This is a genomic window from Kitasatospora sp. McL0602 (assembly GCF_052076145.1).
In the GTDB taxonomy this organism is placed as follows: domain Bacteria; phylum Actinomycetota; class Actinomycetes; order Streptomycetales; family Streptomycetaceae; genus Kitasatospora.
Genome location: NZ_CP197246.1, coordinates 80,120 through 95,951, shown reverse-complemented (window position 1 = coordinate 95,951; position 15,832 = coordinate 80,120). Strand labels below are relative to the sequence as shown.

General features: G+C 70.9%; 18 protein-coding genes. 9 read left to right on the top strand and 9 right to left on the bottom strand.

The window, feature by feature from the left end; genetic code table 11:
- Positions 1-5 precede the first annotated feature (5 nt).
- Positions 6-551, top strand: a complete 546-nt coding sequence (gene tpg / locus ACR68M_RS00555) for a telomere-protecting terminal protein Tpg (RefSeq protein WP_441248355.1) — start codon at positions 6-8, stop codon at positions 549-551.
- A gap of 41 nt (positions 552-592) precedes the next feature.
- Here the strand turns inward: tpg and ACR68M_RS00550 are convergent, their stop codons facing one another.
- From ACR68M_RS00550 to ACR68M_RS00535, 4 genes are all read right to left on the bottom strand, one after another.
- A complete protein-coding gene (locus ACR68M_RS00550; RefSeq protein WP_441248354.1) occupies positions 593-1,285 on the bottom strand; it encodes a 2OG-Fe(II) oxygenase in 693 nt (230 codons plus the stop codon).
- Between the two features lie 73 nt (positions 1,286-1,358).
- Positions 1,359-1,679, bottom strand: coding sequence for a tail fiber domain-containing protein (locus ACR68M_RS00545; protein WP_441248353.1), 321 nt, complete (start codon positions 1,677-1,679; stop codon positions 1,359-1,361).
- Between the two features lie 62 nt (positions 1,680-1,741).
- The gene (locus tag ACR68M_RS00540) at positions 1,742-2,281 is read right to left on the bottom strand and encodes a hypothetical protein (protein ID WP_441248352.1); all 540 of its coding nucleotides are present in this window, start codon (positions 2,279-2,281) and stop codon (positions 1,742-1,744) included.
- Positions 2,282-2,483: 202 nt separating this feature from the next.
- Positions 2,484-3,581 (bottom strand): polysaccharide deacetylase family protein, encoded by a 1,098-nt coding sequence (locus tag ACR68M_RS00535; RefSeq protein WP_441248351.1) that lies wholly within the window; start codon positions 3,579-3,581, stop codon positions 2,484-2,486.
- A gap of 121 nt (positions 3,582-3,702) precedes the next feature.
- On the opposite strand from ACR68M_RS00535, the gene ACR68M_RS00530 reads away from it, so the two are divergent.
- Positions 3,703-4,434, top strand: a complete 732-nt coding sequence (locus tag ACR68M_RS00530) for a polysaccharide deacetylase family protein (protein ID WP_441248350.1) — start codon at positions 3,703-3,705, stop codon at positions 4,432-4,434.
- Between the two features lie 30 nt (positions 4,435-4,464).
- On the opposite strand, the gene ACR68M_RS00525 is transcribed toward ACR68M_RS00530, so the two are convergent.
- The 3 genes from ACR68M_RS00525 to ACR68M_RS00515 all read right to left on the bottom strand — a co-directional run bounded on the left by ACR68M_RS00525 (position 4,465) and on the right by ACR68M_RS00515 (position 8,158).
- On the bottom strand, positions 4,465-4,938 hold the full coding sequence (locus ACR68M_RS00525) for a hypothetical protein (RefSeq protein ID WP_441248349.1): 474 nt from the start codon (positions 4,936-4,938) through the stop codon (positions 4,465-4,467).
- Positions 4,939-5,156: 218 nt separating this feature from the next.
- Positions 5,157-7,073 (bottom strand): transglycosylase domain-containing protein, encoded by a 1,917-nt coding sequence (locus tag ACR68M_RS00520; protein ID WP_441248348.1) that lies wholly within the window; start codon positions 7,071-7,073, stop codon positions 5,157-5,159.
- The gene (locus tag ACR68M_RS00515) at positions 7,070-8,158 is read right to left on the bottom strand and encodes a chitinase (RefSeq protein ID WP_441248347.1); all 1,089 of its coding nucleotides are present in this window, start codon (positions 8,156-8,158) and stop codon (positions 7,070-7,072) included. The genes ACR68M_RS00520 and ACR68M_RS00515 overlap by 4 nt, the downstream gene beginning before the upstream one ends.
- Positions 8,159-8,264: 106 nt before the next feature.
- Here ACR68M_RS00515 and ACR68M_RS00510 point away from each other — a divergent pair, with 106 nt between their 5' ends.
- From ACR68M_RS00510 to ACR68M_RS00495, 4 genes are all read left to right on the top strand, one after another.
- Positions 8,265-9,002 carry a polysaccharide deacetylase family protein gene (locus ACR68M_RS00510; protein WP_441248346.1) on the top strand — a complete coding sequence of 246 codons (738 nt, stop codon included), beginning with the start codon at positions 8,265-8,267 and terminating at the stop codon, positions 9,000-9,002.
- 172 nt (positions 9,003-9,174) lie between these two features.
- Positions 9,175-10,047, top strand: coding sequence for an MBL fold metallo-hydrolase (locus ACR68M_RS00505; RefSeq protein WP_441248345.1), 873 nt, complete (start codon positions 9,175-9,177; stop codon positions 10,045-10,047).
- 86 nt (positions 10,048-10,133) lie between these two features.
- Complete coding sequence (locus ACR68M_RS00500; protein WP_441248344.1) at positions 10,134-10,568, top strand: VOC family protein; 435 nt, start codon at positions 10,134-10,136, stop codon at positions 10,566-10,568.
- Between the two features lie 131 nt (positions 10,569-10,699).
- Positions 10,700-11,215, top strand: coding sequence for a GNAT family N-acetyltransferase (locus ACR68M_RS00495; protein WP_441248343.1), 516 nt, complete (start codon positions 10,700-10,702; stop codon positions 11,213-11,215).
- On the opposite strand, the gene ACR68M_RS00490 is transcribed toward ACR68M_RS00495, so the two are convergent.
- Positions 11,188-11,847, bottom strand: a complete 660-nt coding sequence (locus ACR68M_RS00490; protein ID WP_441248342.1) for a cysteine hydrolase — start codon at positions 11,845-11,847, stop codon at positions 11,188-11,190. The genes ACR68M_RS00495 and ACR68M_RS00490 overlap by 28 nt on opposite strands.
- A 122-nt stretch (positions 11,848-11,969) precedes the next feature.
- Between ACR68M_RS00490 and ACR68M_RS00485 the strand changes: the two genes are divergently transcribed.
- Both ACR68M_RS00485 and ACR68M_RS00480 read left to right on the top strand, forming a co-directional pair.
- Positions 11,970-12,551: a TetR family transcriptional regulator gene (locus ACR68M_RS00485; protein ID WP_441248341.1), complete on the top strand. Its 582-nt coding sequence runs from the start codon at positions 11,970-11,972 to the stop codon at positions 12,549-12,551.
- A 6-nt stretch (positions 12,552-12,557) separates the two neighbouring features.
- Positions 12,558-13,028, top strand: coding sequence for an Imm63 family immunity protein (locus ACR68M_RS00480; protein WP_441248340.1), 471 nt, complete (start codon positions 12,558-12,560; stop codon positions 13,026-13,028).
- 121 nt (positions 13,029-13,149) lie between these two features.
- Here the strand turns inward: ACR68M_RS00480 and ACR68M_RS00475 are convergent, their stop codons facing one another.
- Positions 13,150-13,965 (bottom strand): uracil-DNA glycosylase family protein, encoded by an 816-nt coding sequence (locus ACR68M_RS00475; protein ID WP_441248339.1) that lies wholly within the window; start codon positions 13,963-13,965, stop codon positions 13,150-13,152.
- Positions 13,966-14,092: 127 nt separating this feature from the next.
- On the opposite strand from ACR68M_RS00475, the gene ACR68M_RS00470 reads away from it, so the two are divergent.
- A complete protein-coding gene (locus tag ACR68M_RS00470; protein ID WP_441248338.1) occupies positions 14,093-15,742 on the top strand; it encodes an amidohydrolase family protein in 1,650 nt (549 codons plus the stop codon).
- Positions 15,743-15,832 lie beyond the last annotated feature (90 nt).

The window sequence follows — 15,832 nt, the reverse complement described above, 5'->3', positions numbered from 1 at the left end:
ATCCCATGGGGGAGATCGACGAGGGCCTGGAGCGCGCCGAGCGCACCAAGCCGATCCCGCAGTCCACCACCGCCCGGATGCGGTTCCTGCTCAAGCGCGCCAAGGGCTCGACCAGGGCGCTGGCGGCGGAGCTCGGCGTCTCCCAACGCACCGTCCAGCGGTGGCTCAAGGGCACCACCGCGCCCAAGCCTGCCGCCGCGCAGAAGATCGAGCAGCAGGTCCGCAAGAAGTGGCAGCCCCGGGTGCGGGACCGCACCCGGCGCGCCGCCGAGCGGAACGGCTTCATGCTCCACGTCCAGGCCCAGTTCGGCTACTCCTCCGCCGCCGGTTCCACCGACGACCCCCGGCTGCGCACCATCACGCAGAGGCTGCCCGGCGAGGTCGCCCGCCGGCTGTATGCGGCCCGGGAGGAGGGAGCGAGCCAGGCCCGGCAGGAGCAGGTGCTCGCCGAGGCGCTCCAGGAGCACTACTTCAAGGACGGCGGCCACCGCGCCAGCGGCCTCGTCGCCGAGATCAGCGGCATGAACTGGGCCGATTTCGAGGTCGATTGACCCTGGGCGCGGCAACCGGGCTCAGCCGGGGGCGACGAGGATCATGGGCTGGTACCGGTCCTGCGGTCTGCGGGGTCGGGGCTGCACAGCCAGCCGTTGACGGCGAACCGGCTGTCCGGGTGCTGCCTGCTCGGGCAGGTGACCGGCCGGACTTCGTGCCAGGCGGTGGGCCGGAAGAATACGATGCTGTCGTGTTCGGGCTCCCAGTCCCGCCAGGTGCGTTCCTCCCATCCTCCGGCGGCGTCGGTGTGCAGCGGCAGGGCGACGTCGAAGACGCGCAGTTCGCCGCCGTGGAAGGGGCGGGGTGTGCGGTGCAGGTAGTACACGAAGGTGAGCAGGCGCCGAGGGGCGTACTCGGCGCTGGTGTCCTGGTGCGCTCGGTAGAAGTCGCCGTCGTTGTGCACATTGAGGCTGTAGCTGGGTTCGCTGTAACGGCAGGAGACCCCGAGTGTGTGCTCGACGGCTTCCAGCACCTCGTCGATCGCCGACATCAACTCGGGTGCGGCGAAGTCGTGCCGTGACCGGGAGCGGCGGAAGTCGGGGACGACCTCCCGGTCGCGAATCATCGAGGGTGTCAAGGTGTCGTCGCCGGAGGCGATGGCGCGTTCCAGCAGGGCTCCGGCCGTCTGCTCGCCCAGGAACCGGGTGATGCGGCAGACCGTCACCGGAAGCCGCCAGACCGCGTCCTGGCATACCGGTGGCTGCTGGTCCGTCGCCCCGGGCGGTTCCGTCATGGTGTCGTGTGGTGCCAAGGCGTCCGCCTTCTGGATCTCGATGGGTGGTCGGTGACGGGTGGCTCTTCCGTCGTCACGCGGCTTCGGCTGTGTCCACGCCCGGGGTTCCTCGCAGGCGGTTCACCTCGGCGGTGAGCTCCTCCACGCGGCGGTGCAGCGCCTGGATGCTGACCAGGGCGACGCCCAGGCCGTCGACGACGGGGATGGTGGTGCCGTCCTGGTTGAAGCCGAAGGCGGCCTGCCAGTCCTGGGCCATCGGCCCGAGGTGACGCACACCGTCGGGCTCCCAGAGGTAGCGCCAGGTGCTGATGGGCAGCGCGGCCACGGTATCCAGGACCGCGTAGCCGTTGACCGCGCCGACCGTCGCCACGCCGCCGGTCTCCTGCGCCTGCACCGGGTGCCGTACCCCGGCCCCGGGGGCAGCTGTCCGCGGCCGCCGACGGAAGATCCGCACCGCTACCGGCTCCAGTCGACCGGGACGACGTCCTGCTTGAGTGAGCGGTCACTGCAGACCGAGCACGGCTGCCCGGGGACGCCGGGGCCCTGGTCGGTGCCGACGGTGATCGCGCCGTGGGCGCCGACGGGGGCGTGGACGCCGTCGCCGATCATCGCGGCCTCGTAGCCGCCCAGGAGTTCCTGGAGGGTTCCGGGGCCGAGGTTCTCCGGAGCGGTGATCGCGGCGATGCCGTAGTAGTCCGTGTAGGCCACCCCGAGCGTCCTGCCGCCCATGGTGGCGAATACGATCTTCGCGCCACGGATGGGCTCCCCGGTCACGGCGTCGGACGCGGCCGCGTTGATGTTCTCCAGCTGCATCTGCGTGACGTTCAGGCTGGCCTGACTGGCCGTCAGCCTGGTCGGCTTCAGGTCGGAGCACTCCGAGCCGCTGCACGAGGACGCCCCCTCGGTCGCTGCGGATGCGGTTGCACCGCCGCCCAGCCCCAGTGCCGCCACAGCCACGGCCATCGCCGAGACAGCCATCCGCCCCGAAGACCTCATGTCCACTCCTGGTGTCAACAACGCAATACCGCCCCAACCGGACGGCACGGCAGACTGTATGGGCGCCCGTCCGGCGGTAATGCATGAAAATCGGAGATCCCTTCTATCGAGTGAACGGCAATAGGACGGGAGCGAACACGTTGCCGGTGGGCTCCGGAATTCGCCGGGTGTCTGCGCCACCGTCAGACGGATTAGCTACGGGTCACCGAGCGGCGGCGGGTGTGCCATCCGCCGTGCGGACCCTGAAACTCCGTACAGGGCCGTACTGTTCGCCACCCGGGGTGAGGGCGGCGGTCGCTTCGGTGCAGTCGCGCCGGTCGTGCAGTTCGACCGTGTGCCCGGTGAGGTTGCGCAGCGCGAAGGCGCGGGTGTCCGTGGCAGCGGCCGGTGGCTGGGTGAGGTTGCGGCACTCGCCCGGCCGCAGGCCGTGCTCCACGGTCTCTGCCTCGGCCGGCCCGGTGTCGGCCCCGCTGGCGTACTGCCACAGGACGGTGCCGGCGACGCCCGCCGCGGTGTCCTCGGCAGCGGTCGGTGGCACGGTGTCCCAGGGCTGCGGGTGCTCGGCGGGGCGCGCCGCAGAGGCCCGGTCGCGGTAGACGGCGCCGGGCACGAGGGTGTGGGGTGCGAGCAGTTCAGGGACGGTGACGAGGGTGTACCCGGCGGCGCGCAGGTTCCGGATGAGGCGGGGGACGGCGGCGAGGGTGTCCAGTTGGTTCTGGGTGTCGTGCATCAGGACGATCGAGCCCGGCCGTACCTGCGCCGCCACCCGGGCCAGGACCTGCGCCGGGTCGTGGTGCTGCCAGTCCAGGGTCTCGACGTCCCAGAGCACCAGCGGGTGGCCGAAGGAGCGGACAGCGGCGCTGTAGTTGCCGTACGGCGGTCGTACCAGGAGCGGGCGCGTGCCGGTGATCTCGGCGATCGCGTTCTCACCGCCGAGGAGTTCCTCGTGCACCTGGGCCGGGGTCAGGGTCGCCAGGTACGGGTGGGTGAGGCTGTGGTTGCCGATGGCATGGCCCTCGGCAACCTCCCGTCTCAACTGGGTGGGCCACCAACGGGCCTGGTCGCCCACGACGAAGAACGTCGCCCGCACCCGGGCGTCGGCGAGATCGTCCAGCAGGGCGGAGGTCGCCTCGGACGGGCCGTCGTCGAAGGTCAGCGCCACGCACGCCAGCCGTCCGCAGTCGGGACCTGCCGGGCCCACCGGAGCCGCCTCGGTCGCCCGCGCCACTCGCGCAGTCGGGGCGAGCACCGCCGCGCACAGGCCCAGGATCACCGGCCAGACCCACCCGCTCCTCCGCATGCCGTCACCGTACGCGGACCACCCCCGCCGGGCCGGGCGGCGCGGTCGGGCGGGCACCCGTTCGGCGCAGGCCGCGCGTGCCGCTGCGGGCACCGGGTCAGCAGCGCCCGATACTGCGGCAGTGACGGATCGACAGGACAGGATCGGGCGACGCCGACTGCTCGGAGCCTGTGCAGCGGCGGCGGCAGCCGTCTGCGGTGCGAGCGGGGCCGCTGGTGAGCCGGAGGGGCCGGACCGCCTCGTCGAGGCCGGGCCGATGACGATGGCGCTGACCTTCGACGACGGGCCGAGCCTCGTCTCCACACCCGAGATCCTCGCGACGCTCCGCCGGTACGGCGTCACCGCGACCTTCTTCATGATCGGCGCCAACATCGAGAAGTACCCGCAGGTCGCACGCCAGGTAGTGGGGGAGGGGCACCGGGTGGGCAACCACTCCTGGTCGCACCCCGCCTTCGAGGGGCTGCCGGCCGCCCAGGTCCGTACGGAGATCGAGCGCACCAACGCTGCCATCACCCGGGTCGGCGGCCGACGTCCGACCCTGTTCCGCGCGCCTGGGGGCCACTTCACCCCGGCGTGCATGACCGTCTGTGCCGAGCTGGGGCTGCGACCGGTCTCCTGGTCGGTGGACCCGGAGGACTGGTCGAGACCCGGGACTGACGCGATCGTCGACCGCGTGCTCGGCGCGGCCCGGACCGGCTCGATCGTGCTCAACCACGACGGCTGCCTCTCGGCCGACCACGCCCCGGCGCCGGGCAGTCCGTGCGACCGCGCCCAGACCGCCGCCGCCCTGCGCCGCTACCTGCCCCGCCTCGTCGAGGCGGGCTACCGGTTCACCGTGCCCGGCCCGCCATGAGCGGCGGGCCGGGCACGGGTAGCTGCGCGGTCAGGCCCGCTTGGCCGAGAACTCCACGCCGAGCTTGTCACCCACGCCGTTGGCGATCTCGACGATCCCGTTGATCTGGGTGACCCTCGTCCCCTTGTCGCACGCCAGGCCGGTGCTCCAGCCGTCACCTGCGAAGGTGCTGAAGGAGATCACGCCCATCCCGGTGCTGTCGGCTCGGATGACCAGGTGGCTGATCGCGTAACGCGGATTGTCCTTACCGTTGTTGAGCTCGACCTTCACCCGGCCGTCCGTCCCCATGGGGGTGATGCTCATGTCCTGCGGCGTCCCGTTGACGGACAGGGAGCCTTGGAAGGGCTTGTCCAACGTGTCCAGGCCGACGTAGTCCTTGGACTCACCGCCGCACCTGTTGACCACCGTGGAAGCCGCAACCGGCGTTACGGCGAGCCCACCGACCAGACAGACCGTGCTGCACAGCACGGCGGCCGACCTGCTTGCGAGCGAGAAATGCGACACAGGGTTCCTCCATCACCCGGGCGGGGTCGGCTGGTCGGCCCCGCCATCCGCCGAACAGTTCCCTGGCAGTCACTGGAAATAGCGATCCGGAGCGGATTTCACTCACCCAGTCGCACTATTCTGCCTGAGATCGAATAAGCAGAAATTCGCTGACGAATCAATATATAGGCGGTGACTGGAGTACCGCCGAATGCCGGAGTGAGATCGGGCAGGTGTCGTCACCGGCCTGAGCGCGGAGCGTCGGGTAGCTCCGCCGTCAGGTAGGTACGCCAGATGTCCAGGGGGTAGGTGGCGGCCAGGCCCTCCAGGGGCAGTGGGCTCAGGGGCAGTGGGCTCAGGGTCTTCGGATCGAGTCGGAACACCACGACGGCCGTGCAGATCTGCCCGCTGCAGCCGACGAACCAACCGGCCCGGTCGTCCGGCGTGGTGCCGGTCTTTCCGGCCACCGTACGACCGGGCAGCAGGGCGGCCCGTGCGGTGCCGTCGCGCACTGCGCCGACCAGGGCGTCGTGCACCAGCCCGGCTGCTCGGGGGCCGATCGCCTGGACGGCCGTCGGCGTACGCAGGGCGACTGGGCGTCCGCCTCGGGTGAGCCGCAGCACCGAGTACGGCTCGGTGCGCAGGCCGTGCGCGGCGAAGGCGGTATAGGCGTCGGCCATCCGGACCGCGCTCGGGGTGGAGTTCCCGAGGGCGAAGGCCGGCACCCGCTCACCCAGGCTGCTCGGGAGCAGCCCCAGCGCGGTGGCGGTCTGTGCCACCCGGTCGAGGCCGACGTCCATGCCGAGCTGGGTCATCGGCGCGTTGACGGACTGCTCGACCGCCGTCCGCAACGTGACGGAGCCCCAGGACCGGCCGTCGTCGTTGGCCGTCCTGACGATCCTCCCGCTGCGGTCCCAGTACGGGCCCTCGGGCGTCCGCACCGGCGACCCGTCATCAGCGTCGTAGCAGGTGTCCGGCCCGACCGGGGTGCGCTCGCGGTCGTCGCGCCGAAGCTGCACGCCGTGGTCGAGCGCCGCCGCGTAGACGAACGGAGCGAAGGCCGAACCGGCTGGCACGGTAGCGGTGTTGGCGTTGTCGAAGGTCTGCGAGAGGTAGTCGGGGCCGCCGTGGACGGCCAGGATGCGCCCATCCGTGGCGACCGACGCGGCGCCGACCGACACACCGCCCGCCGCCCCGCGCGCGGACTCGGCCAGGGCGACCACCTTCGATCGCTCGAAGGTGGTCCGGATCCGGTAGCCGCCGCTGGCGAAACGGCTCTCGGGGAGGTCGCTGTGGGCCAGCACGTACTGCCGGGCCAGGTCGACCAGGTAGCCGGTCTGACCCCGGAGACCGGATGGCTGCGTCGGCTCCACCGGTTCGGGGAAGACCGTCCAACGGGCTCGCTCTGCGGCCGACAGTCGGCCCGTCCTGACCATGCGGTCGAGCACCCATCCCCAACGGTCCACCGCGCGCCGACGGCTGGCCGGACCCATCGCCGGGTCGTACTGCCCAGCACCCTTGAGCAGTGAGACGAGGAACGCGCCCTGCCCCAGGTCGAGCTCCGCCACGTCCTTGCCGTAGTAGGCCTGGGCCGCCCGCTGGATCCCGTACGCACCCCGCCCGAACCAGCTGGTGTTGAGGTATCCCTCCAGGATCTGGCTCTTGCTCAGCCTGCCGTCCAGCTTGACGGCGAGCAGGATCTCGGTGACCTTCCGGCGAAGCGTCCGACTCGGGCTCAGGTAGGCGTTCTTGACGTACTGCTGGGTGATCGTGGAGCCGCCCTGGGTCTCGCCGCCGACGACCAGGGCTCGCAGGGCCCGGAGCATGCCGCGCGGGGAGATCCCCGGATCGGAGTAGAAGCTCTCGTTCTCGGCGGCGACGACCGCCGCCTGCAGGCTCGCGGGGACCAGCTCCAGTGGGACGTCCTGCCGGTCGACCAGGCCCGTTCTGGCCAACTCGCTGCCGTCGGACCAGAGATAGACGTTGCTCTGCCGGGTGGCGAAGGCGTTGAGGTCCTCCGGGACACTCGTCCGGGCATAGGCGTAGCCCAGCAGTGCGAACAGGCAGACGGCCATCAGGAGCAGCACCGACAGCAGCCGTCGGCCGGAGACGAGCCCGCGCGCCGCCCCGGCCGCGCGCGCGAGAGAGCCGGTCATGCGCTCCCTCGGCGATCGGCCCGTCCCGTTCCGGTCCGCGGTGACCCGGCCCGCGTCGACGGCCGAGCCCGGGAGGCGGGGTCGAGGATGCGGGCGAAGTCGTACGGGCTCTGGGTGGCGCCGCTGCAACCGGCGGAGAGGCTGCCCTCGACCTGGCAGGGCCGGTCCCGGCCGAGGGACCAGAAAGAGACGAGCCGGATGCCCTTACCAGCGGCGAAGGTGGCCAGGTCGGTGGCGTCGGAGAGGGAGAACACCTCGTGGACGGCGTCGTTGACCCCGATCATCGGGGTGTTTCCCTGCATCGCCCAGAGTTGCTCGGGGGTCTTCTCCGGCCAGATGTCGGAGAGTTGGGCGTGCAGGCCGGCCGCCGCGCGGATGGCCGCGTCGCCCATGTCGAGGTCGGGGCCGTAGTCCATCGTCATGATGTTGACGATGTCGACGTCGAGTTCGTGGCGGCGGGCGTTCTCCAGCAGGGCGAGCGCGTTGGGCGACAGACCCCAGGGGTTGACGGGCAGGGTGTAGTCCACGGCAAGGGCCCGCCCGGCGGTCGCGTACTCGCGGCGAAGCTCGGCGAGTGCCTGGTTGCGCCGGTCGTTCGCCTCCTGGTCGTCCAGCGCCGCACCTTCGATGTCCAGGTCGATCCTGGTCAGGTCGAAGGTGTCCACCACGCGCCGGTATGCCGCCTTTAGCGAGTCCACCGTGCCGCAGGCGAGGGCGAGTTCAGGCCCGCTGCCGCCGCCGAAGGAGACGATGACGTCACCGCCCGCCTCGCGGAGGCCGCGCACCGCCGAGCGCCAGCCAGGGTTGTCGAGTGGCGTCCCGCCGTCGAACACGCCGCCGCAGCCGCCGTCACCGACGATGAACGCAAGGGTGAAGTACCTGAGGCCGGTCTCCCTGCGGGCCGCGTCGAGCATGTCGGGCGGACCCCACACCTCCACGTACGGCGCGGCGAACCGGGCCGGGAAGTCCGGGCGGGTGGCGACCGCGTGGCTCGGCGGCCCGAGGAGCAGCGAAGCGGCCAGCAGCAAGGCCGCGAGCAGGGCACTCCGGTAGCGGCGGTGGTGGCGTCGGCGGTGGACGGGCAAGAAGCGCTCTCCTGGTGGGATCAGGGCCCGGCCACCGGCCGCGCGTCGGTTCGTTCTGATCGCTAATGTCCCGTTAGCTTCGTGTATGAACCTTTTTACCCGTCAGATGGCTGCCGTGGCCGCTACTGCCGTGCTGATGATGTGCGGTGTCCCCGGCAGCGCCTCCGCCTCCTCCGCCACCGGGGCGGGCCGATTGTTCGGCTCCGAGGTCCGCGAGATCCCCACCGGGCAGCACCTGGTCGCACTGACCTTCAACGCGGCGTGGGACGAGGACGGGTTGGACACCGTCCTGACGGTGTTGCGCAGGCAGCAGGCACCTGCGACCTTCTTCCCCACCGGTCAGTTCGCCGAGCGGCACCCGGCGGCCGTGCGGGCCATGGCCGCAGCGGGCCACGGCGTCGCGAACCACTCCTACAGTCACCCCCCGTTCGCCGCCCTGACCGCCCAGGAACGGCAGGACGAGGTCGACCTTGCCGACCGGGCCATCCGAGCGGCGGCCGGAACCGCCCCGCTGCCGTTCTTCCGCTTCCCGTACGGTGACACCACCCCCGAGCAGATCGCCCAGGTCAACGCATTGGGGTACGCGGACATCGAGTGGACCACCGACACCAACGGCTACCTCGGCACCGCGGGCGGCATGACGACGGAGAAGGCCGTGAAACGCGCCCTCGACGACCTGAAGCCCGGCGAGATCATCCAGATGCACATCGGCTCCCTGGACGGACAGTCGCCCGTGCTCGACGCGCAGGCACTCCCGCAGATCATCGACGCCGTCCACGCCCGGGGCTACCAGATCGTCGATCTCCGGACCCTCCTCGACCCGCCCGCCGAACAGCACGTGTAGCTCCGGCAGATCCGCACGTCAGTTCGGTACGAACGGCCCGTACAGAGCAGCGCCCCCGCCGAACCACAAGATCCGGCGCCCCTTCCACTTTCCCCGCGTCCCGGGCTACTTCTGGAGTACGAGACCTGTCGGCCTGTCTCCGGCTGGCATCCGATCCCTTGGGAGAACCGCTGTGAGTGACGACTGGTACGTGGACGACAGCTGTACGAACTGCGATGTGGCACGGCAGCTCGCGCCTGGCCTGATCGAGGAGATCGGGGGACGTTCACAGGTCGTACGCCCCCCGCGCGACGCTGCGGAGCTCGCCCAGCTGAACGCCGCCGCGTTCGCCTGCCACACCCGCTCGATCCGGCGGCTGTCCGGGCCGCTCGACGCTGCTGCGGACCCGTTCCCGTTGGCACTCGACGAGAACGTGCTGCTCTGTGGCCACAACTCCCGGCGCACCGCCGCAGCCAACTCCTACCTGCTCCGGCGGCCCTCCGGCACCCTGATGATGATCGACACGCCGCGCTGGTCACCCGAACTCGCCACCCGGTACGAGACGTTGGGGCGAGTGACCGACGTCCTCCTCACCCACCGCGACCACGCCGCCCACGGGCGCCGTTACGCTGACCGCTTCGGCGCCCGGCTGTGGATCCACGAAGGTGACCTGGTCGCCGCGCCCGACGCCGACCGGGTGCTGCGCGGCACCGAGCCCGCCGAGGTCGCCGACGGCGTGGTCGCCTACCCGCTCCCGGGACACACCGAGGGCAGCGTCCTGTACGCCGCCGACGAGCGGTACTGCTTCAGCGGCGACAGCATCTACTGGTCGCGCAGCACGGATGCGCTGGCCGTGGCCGAGTACGTAACCTGGTACTCCGTCGAGGAGTTGGCCGCCTCCCTGGCCCGCACCGCGCCGCTGCTCCGCTTCGAGTGGGTGCTGCCGGGACACGGCGACCGTAAGCACCTGCCGCCCGAGGAGATGGCCGACCACCTGCGCACGCTGACCGTCCGAGCTGCCCGGCTGCGCCAACGGCCGGTCGACTTCACGGCTCACCGCTGGTGAGATCCGAGATCCGAGATCCGAGACCCGAGACCCGAGACTCGTGATCCGGGCTTCCGGGGAGCGGCGCGCGCCACTATGGTGATCCGATGTCTTCGATCAAGCAGTTCCAAATCACCTTCGACTGCGCAGTTCCTGAGCGCGTCGCCCGCTTCTGGTGCGAGGTGCTGGGGTACGTCGTTCCGCCGCCGCCGGAGGGGTTCGCCACCTGGGAGGAGTTCGACCGCTCGCTGCCGCCCGAGCACCAGGGTTCTGCGTTCGTCGGGATCGATCCCTCAGGTGTCGGCCCGCGACTGTTCTTCCAGCGCGTCCCCGAGGGCAAGGTCGTCAAGAACCGGCTGCATCTCGACGTGCGGGTCGGCACCGGTCTCGTCGGTGAGGAGCGCCTCGCCGCGCTCGAGGCCGAGTGCGCACGACTGATCGAGCTCGGCGCGGCCCGCGTGCGCCTGCTGCGTGCCGATGAGTTCAACGAGTCGTGCCTCGTGATGCAGGACATCGAGGGAAACGAGTTCTGTCTCGACTGAGGTCGTCGGTTGTCACCGTCAACCGCCCGTCAACCTGAACGCCCGGCCCGGCCGTACGCTGCGCCAGGGCCTGCTGCCCGGGAGGCCTCCTGAAATTCTCGCCGTCGGCGGAGCTGCACACGTCCCGCCTCGTGCTGCGCGCCTGGAAGCCGTCCGATCTGGAGCCCTTTGCCGAGCTGAACGCTGACCGTGAGGGGATGGCGTACTTTCCGGCGCCCCTGGACCGGGTGGCCAGCGATGCCCTGGCCGACCGGATCTCCGCAACGATCGCGGGTGAAGGCTGGGGTTGGTGGGCGGTGGAGTTGGCTTCCACCGGCGCCTTCATCGGTTTCACGGGCCTGTCGCGGACGACGTTCGACGCCTCCTTCACCCCGGCGGTGGAAGTCGGCTGGCGGCTGGCCAGGTCGGCCTGGGGGCACGGCTATGCCACCGAAGCGGCCACCGCAGCCGTCGGCTTCGGCTTCGAGGTGCTGGGACTGACGGAGATCGTCTCCTTCACCGTCGTCGGAAACCTGCGCTCACGGGCCGTCATGGAACGCCTGGGCATGGTGCACGACCCTCGCGAGGACTTCGACCATCCACGGCTTCCGGTCGGGCACGCCCTGCGTCGGCACGTGCTCTACCGGCTCGCGCGCGAATCCGGCTGACCACCGGCCGGCGTGAGGCTGCCCAGCTCGGCGGCGAACCCGGCCGCGCTGACCTCGCCGCCGAAGTGGTGGATCACGTGCTGGCGGACGTGGTCCTGCTGGGCCGAGGTGAAGGCGGCGCAGGCGTCGTGGATCACGTGGCCCGTGTACCCGCGGTCGTGTGCCTCGCGGAGGGTGGACTCCACGCAGACGTGCAGGGCGAAGCCGGCCAGGTAGAGATCGGTGACGCCGAGTCGGCGAAGCACGAGGTCGAGATCGGAGAAGCCGGCGAAGCCGCTGGCGCCGGTCCGGCCGCGCACCACGGTCTCGCCTGCCCTGGGGGTGAACGGTGCGACGAAGTCGGTCGCGCCCGTCCCGGGGAGCCAGGTCTGTGCGCGGGGGATGGCGGCGCGCAGGCCGAGCCGGGCGGGCGTCCAGCTGTCCAGCTCGGGAGAGCCGGCCGAGAGCACGAGCGGCACGTGGATCACCGGCATGCCGTGAGCGCGTGCCGCCGCCAGGGCTGTGGTTGCGCCGGCCACCGCGGTGTCGAGCAGGTGGCGGTCCTCGACCAGACCGTGCAGCTTTCCGTGCTCGGTGTCCAGCCACTCGCGCTGGAACTCGATGAGAACGAGGGCGGAGGTGTGCTTCAGCACAGCTCGCTCCTTCCGTCAGGTGTGGGCCGAGGCCCGGAAGCCAGTTAAACCAACTGGTTGGTTGGAACCATATGAACCCCGGAGTCATGTGTCAACCAACCAGTTGGTTTAGAATGGGCGCCATGGCAAACGACTCCTCAGCCACCAAGGCCCGCATCCGTACGGCGGCTGCCGCCGAGTTCGCCGAGCACGGCGTCGCCGGCGCCCGGGTGGACCGCATCGCCGCCGCCGCGAGCGCCAACAAGCAAGCGATCTACGCCTACTTCGGCGACAAGGAGAAGTTGTTCGGCGCGGTGCTGGAAGAGGCGATGAGCGAGCTGGCCGACGCCACACCGATCACGGGCGACGACCTACCCGGCTACGTCTCGCGGCTCTTCGACTACCACGCCGCCCACCCGCAGACCCTCCGGCTGCTGCTGTGGGAGGCCCTCGAGTACGGCGCCGGGCCCGTCCCCGGCGAGGAGGACCGCACCCGTCACTACGGGGAGAAAGCGGCAGCCCTGGACGGGGCCCACCGCTCCGGCCACCTCCCCGACGGCCTCGACCCGGGTGCGCTCGCCCTACTGGTGATCGGCCTGGCCGGCTGGCCGATGGCGGTACCGCAGCTCCGCCGCATGCTCGCCCCGGGGGAGGCAGGCATGGACCGGGTCCGCGACACCGCCGTGGCCATGGTCCGCACTCTCACCACCCTGCCCACGGACTGACCCCAGGTGACCACGAGCAAGGACGAGAGCGCCCTGACGCGGCAGTACCTGGAGGCCGAGATCGCGCGACTGAGCGCCGTCCTCGGGCTCACGGGCTCCGATGTGCCCGACTTCGTGCAGCGTGACGCTGCCTGGCCGTTCATGGTCGTCGCCGAGAGCGGTGAGCTGCGCTACCTCGCCGTCGAGCGGGGGCAGTTGGTCCATGAACAAGTGACCCGCGACCCCGCCGAACTGCTGTACTGGGCATTCAGCAGCGCCACGTACAGGGTCGCCAGCAGATGGGTCCTGACGCACCCTCGCGAAGGCGAGGAGCAGCGGGTGACCCGGTGGAAGTACCAGGCCACCCTGCTCCACGCCCTTGACCCCGAGTGGGCCGAGCGTTGGCGGGCGGAGCTGATCGAGGGCCTGGCAGACCGGGACGACCACCAGCTCGTCCCCACCCTGCCACCGCCCCCGCCGGCCTTCGCCCCTTCCTGAACCCGCGCCCCTGCCGACGTACTGGTCGATGTCGAGACGGGCCGGACCGCCGACATGGCGCCCGACCGCTCGGCGGTCGATCGCAGGCCGGTGACCCCGGCCAGGGCCGAGACCATCACGGTCAGAAGGGGCGCTGATCAGCGGGGATCTGCACCACGATGGTGGCGCGCTTGTCGGCGGCGGTGGCGCCTTGGCGGCTTGCCCATGGTTCGTCGGAGCGCATCCAGGCGGGCAGGCCTGGCGGGAGGTCGGCTTCCGGGATGGTGCCGAGGTCGGCGGGGAGGAGGTCGGTGCCGTAGTGGACGAGCGGCACCGGCTGGTCCGGGGTCGGGATGGCGCCGTGGAGGGCGTCCAGCCCGCTGTTCCAGTCGGTGAGCATCTTGGCCATGGCCTGGGCGCGGTCGGCGCCGGTGGAGGCGGCGCTGTCGGGGTAGGTCGGGTGGAGGATGTGCCGGTACGCGCCGCTGTAGGCGGCGCCCGCCGGGGTGGTCCGCCAGGTGCGGAAGGCCGTGTCGGCGAGGCCGCCGAGGGCGATGACCGCCTCGATCGGGTTGTCGTTGGTGAGGGCGTCCAGCCAGGCGTTGCGGTAGGCGGCGATGGCGTCGTCGTGCGCGTGAGCGTTCCCGGCCTGCTGGCCGTACACGCTGTACAGGTACGTGTTGATCATGACGTAGCTCGAAGTGATGCCGAGCTTCGCCAGGAAGCCCTGGAAACGGCGGCCGGCTGTGCCGACCAGGATGCGCCGGGTGACGGCCTCGTGTGCGGCGGGGTCCTGCCCGATGACGAGGACCCGGGCGGAGCCGTCGAGGCGGCCGCGGTGGAAGATCGGGCCCCACTCGGTGCGGAACCCGGTGGTGGGGTAGGTCTCGGTGCCCGGGTGTGAACGCACCAGGGAGGCGTAGGGCTCACGGCCGTAGCCGGGGTCGAACTCGTGCATCGGGGCTCCCACTGTGCGGGTCTGCTCGGTACGTGATGCGTGGACGAAGAAGTCCCGTCATCATCGCCAGTGAGGTCTCGGGACGCCTTCAAGCAAGGCATCGTGTCGCACGGCGAAGGGACAGCTGATGCCTCCCACAACGGACTCGACACCACCGACACCACCGACCCCACCGGCGCCGTACGCGCTGCGAGGCCGCATCGTCACGATGGACCCGCACGACACCGTGCTGGACGACTGCGTCCTCTACATCGACCGTGGTGTCATCGCGGCGGTCCAGCCGGCCGCGGCTCCACCTCCGGCGGGCTTCGAGGCTGTCACCCCGGTCGCCACCGGCGGCACCGTCTACCCGGGCCTGATCGAGCTGCACAACCATCTTCCCTACGACGTCCTGCAGTTGTGGCAGGTGCCGAAGCGCTACACCAACCGGTCCCAGTGGGGTGGCACCGCCGAGTACCACCGTCTCGTGACCGGCCCGATGACCGCACTCGGCGAGGACCCGCAGCTCATGCCGGCCGTGGTGCGGTACGTCGAGGCCAAAGCCCTGGTCAACGGCACCACCACCAGCCAGGGCATTGCCCTGTTCAGCAATGCCGGAGCCCGCCGCATGTACCGCGGCTTGATCCGCAACGTCGAGCAGACCGACGACTCGTCCCTGCCGGAGGCCGCCTCCCGCATCGCCGATGTCGAGGCCGTCAACGCCACCAGATTCCTCGCCCGACTCCACCAACCCCACCGACTGCTGCTCCACCTGGCCGAGGGGACGGATGCCCGCGCCCGCGCCCACTTCCAGGCCCTGGAGTTCCAGCCCGGCCAGTGGGCCATCACGGACAACCTGGTCGGCATCCACTGCACCGCGCTGACCGCCGACGACCTCCGGATCCTGGCCGACCACGGCGGCTCGATGGTGTGGTCACCGCTGTCCAACCTGCTTCTGTACGGTCAGACTGCCGACATCGCCGCAGCCAAGCAGGCCGGAGTGCTGGTCGGCCTCGGCTCGGACTGGTCCGTGTCCGGCAGCAAGGGCCTGCTCGGCGAACTCAAGGCCGCCCGTCTCGCCTCCACGGTGGCCGGGTCCGTCTTCACCGACCACGAACTCGTCGCCATGGCCACCCGCGACGCCGCCACCATCCTGCACTGGGACCAGAAGCTCGGCTCGCTCCAGCCCGGCCACTACGCGGACCTCCTCACCATCGCCGGGACCGCAGGTGACCCGTACGGCGCCCTCATCGACGCCCGGGACAGCGACATCACCCTCGTCGCCATCGGCGGCACGCCCCGCTACGGCACCACCCAGCTCATGCAGGCAATCCTCCCCACCGCCCAGCTGGAGGAGCCAGGCAGCACGGCCCCCGGCGACCACCTCCTGAATCTGCACGACGACACCACCGACCCCGTCGTCGCCGGACTGACCCTGGCCGAGGCCACCGCCCGCCTCACCGCAGCCCTGACCAACCTGCCATCCCGCACCGCACCCGCCACGCATCTCCGGGCCGGCCCCACCGACACGCCCACCTGGCAGCTCGCCCTGGACGAGATCCGACCCACCGGCGCCGAACTGCGCCCACGCCTACCACTCCGCGAGAGCCCCGGCCGGCCGAGCGGACCGGCCGTACGGGCACCGGCCACGGATCAGCCCGACGGTCTGGCCGCCCTGACCGCGCTGGTCCTCGACGCGCTGGCAGCCACCCGCGACACCGACTTCATCAGAGCGCTGATCAACGAATCCAACCTGCCCGAGGACTACCGCAACGCCCTGGCCGGCCTCCTGACGTGACCTCGGCCGATACCGGCTCAGCGGCGCCCCGCCGAAGGCCCCGCCCAACCTCCTACGCGAACCGAATGACGATGTACCCGCTCCCACGTC

Coding starts and splice junctions, on each gene's coding strand:
- tpg (WP_441248355.1), top strand. CDS start 6: ATGGGGGAGATCGACGAGGGCCTGGAGCGCGCCGAGCGCACCAAGCCG.
- ACR68M_RS00550 (WP_441248354.1), bottom strand. CDS start 1,285: ATGACGGAACCGCCCGGGGCGACGGACCAGCAGCCACCGGTATGCCAG.
- ACR68M_RS00540 (WP_441248352.1), bottom strand. CDS start 2,281: ATGAGGTCTTCGGGGCGGATGGCTGTCTCGGCGATGGCCGTGGCTGTG.
- ACR68M_RS00535 (WP_441248351.1), bottom strand. CDS start 3,581: ATGCGGAGGAGCGGGTGGGTCTGGCCGGTGATCCTGGGCCTGTGCGCG.
- ACR68M_RS00520 (WP_441248348.1), bottom strand. CDS start 7,073: ATGACCGGCTCTCTCGCGCGCGCGGCCGGGGCGGCGCGCGGGCTCGTC.
- ACR68M_RS00510 (WP_441248346.1), top strand. CDS start 8,265: ATGGCTGCCGTGGCCGCTACTGCCGTGCTGATGATGTGCGGTGTCCCC.
- ACR68M_RS00500 (WP_441248344.1), top strand. CDS start 10,134: ATGTCTTCGATCAAGCAGTTCCAAATCACCTTCGACTGCGCAGTTCCT.
- ACR68M_RS00485 (WP_441248341.1), top strand. CDS start 11,970: ATGGCAAACGACTCCTCAGCCACCAAGGCCCGCATCCGTACGGCGGCT.
- ACR68M_RS00475 (WP_441248339.1), bottom strand. CDS start 13,965: ATGCACGAGTTCGACCCCGGCTACGGCCGTGAGCCCTACGCCTCCCTG.
- ACR68M_RS00470 (WP_441248338.1), top strand. CDS start 14,093: ATGCCTCCCACAACGGACTCGACACCACCGACACCACCGACCCCACCG.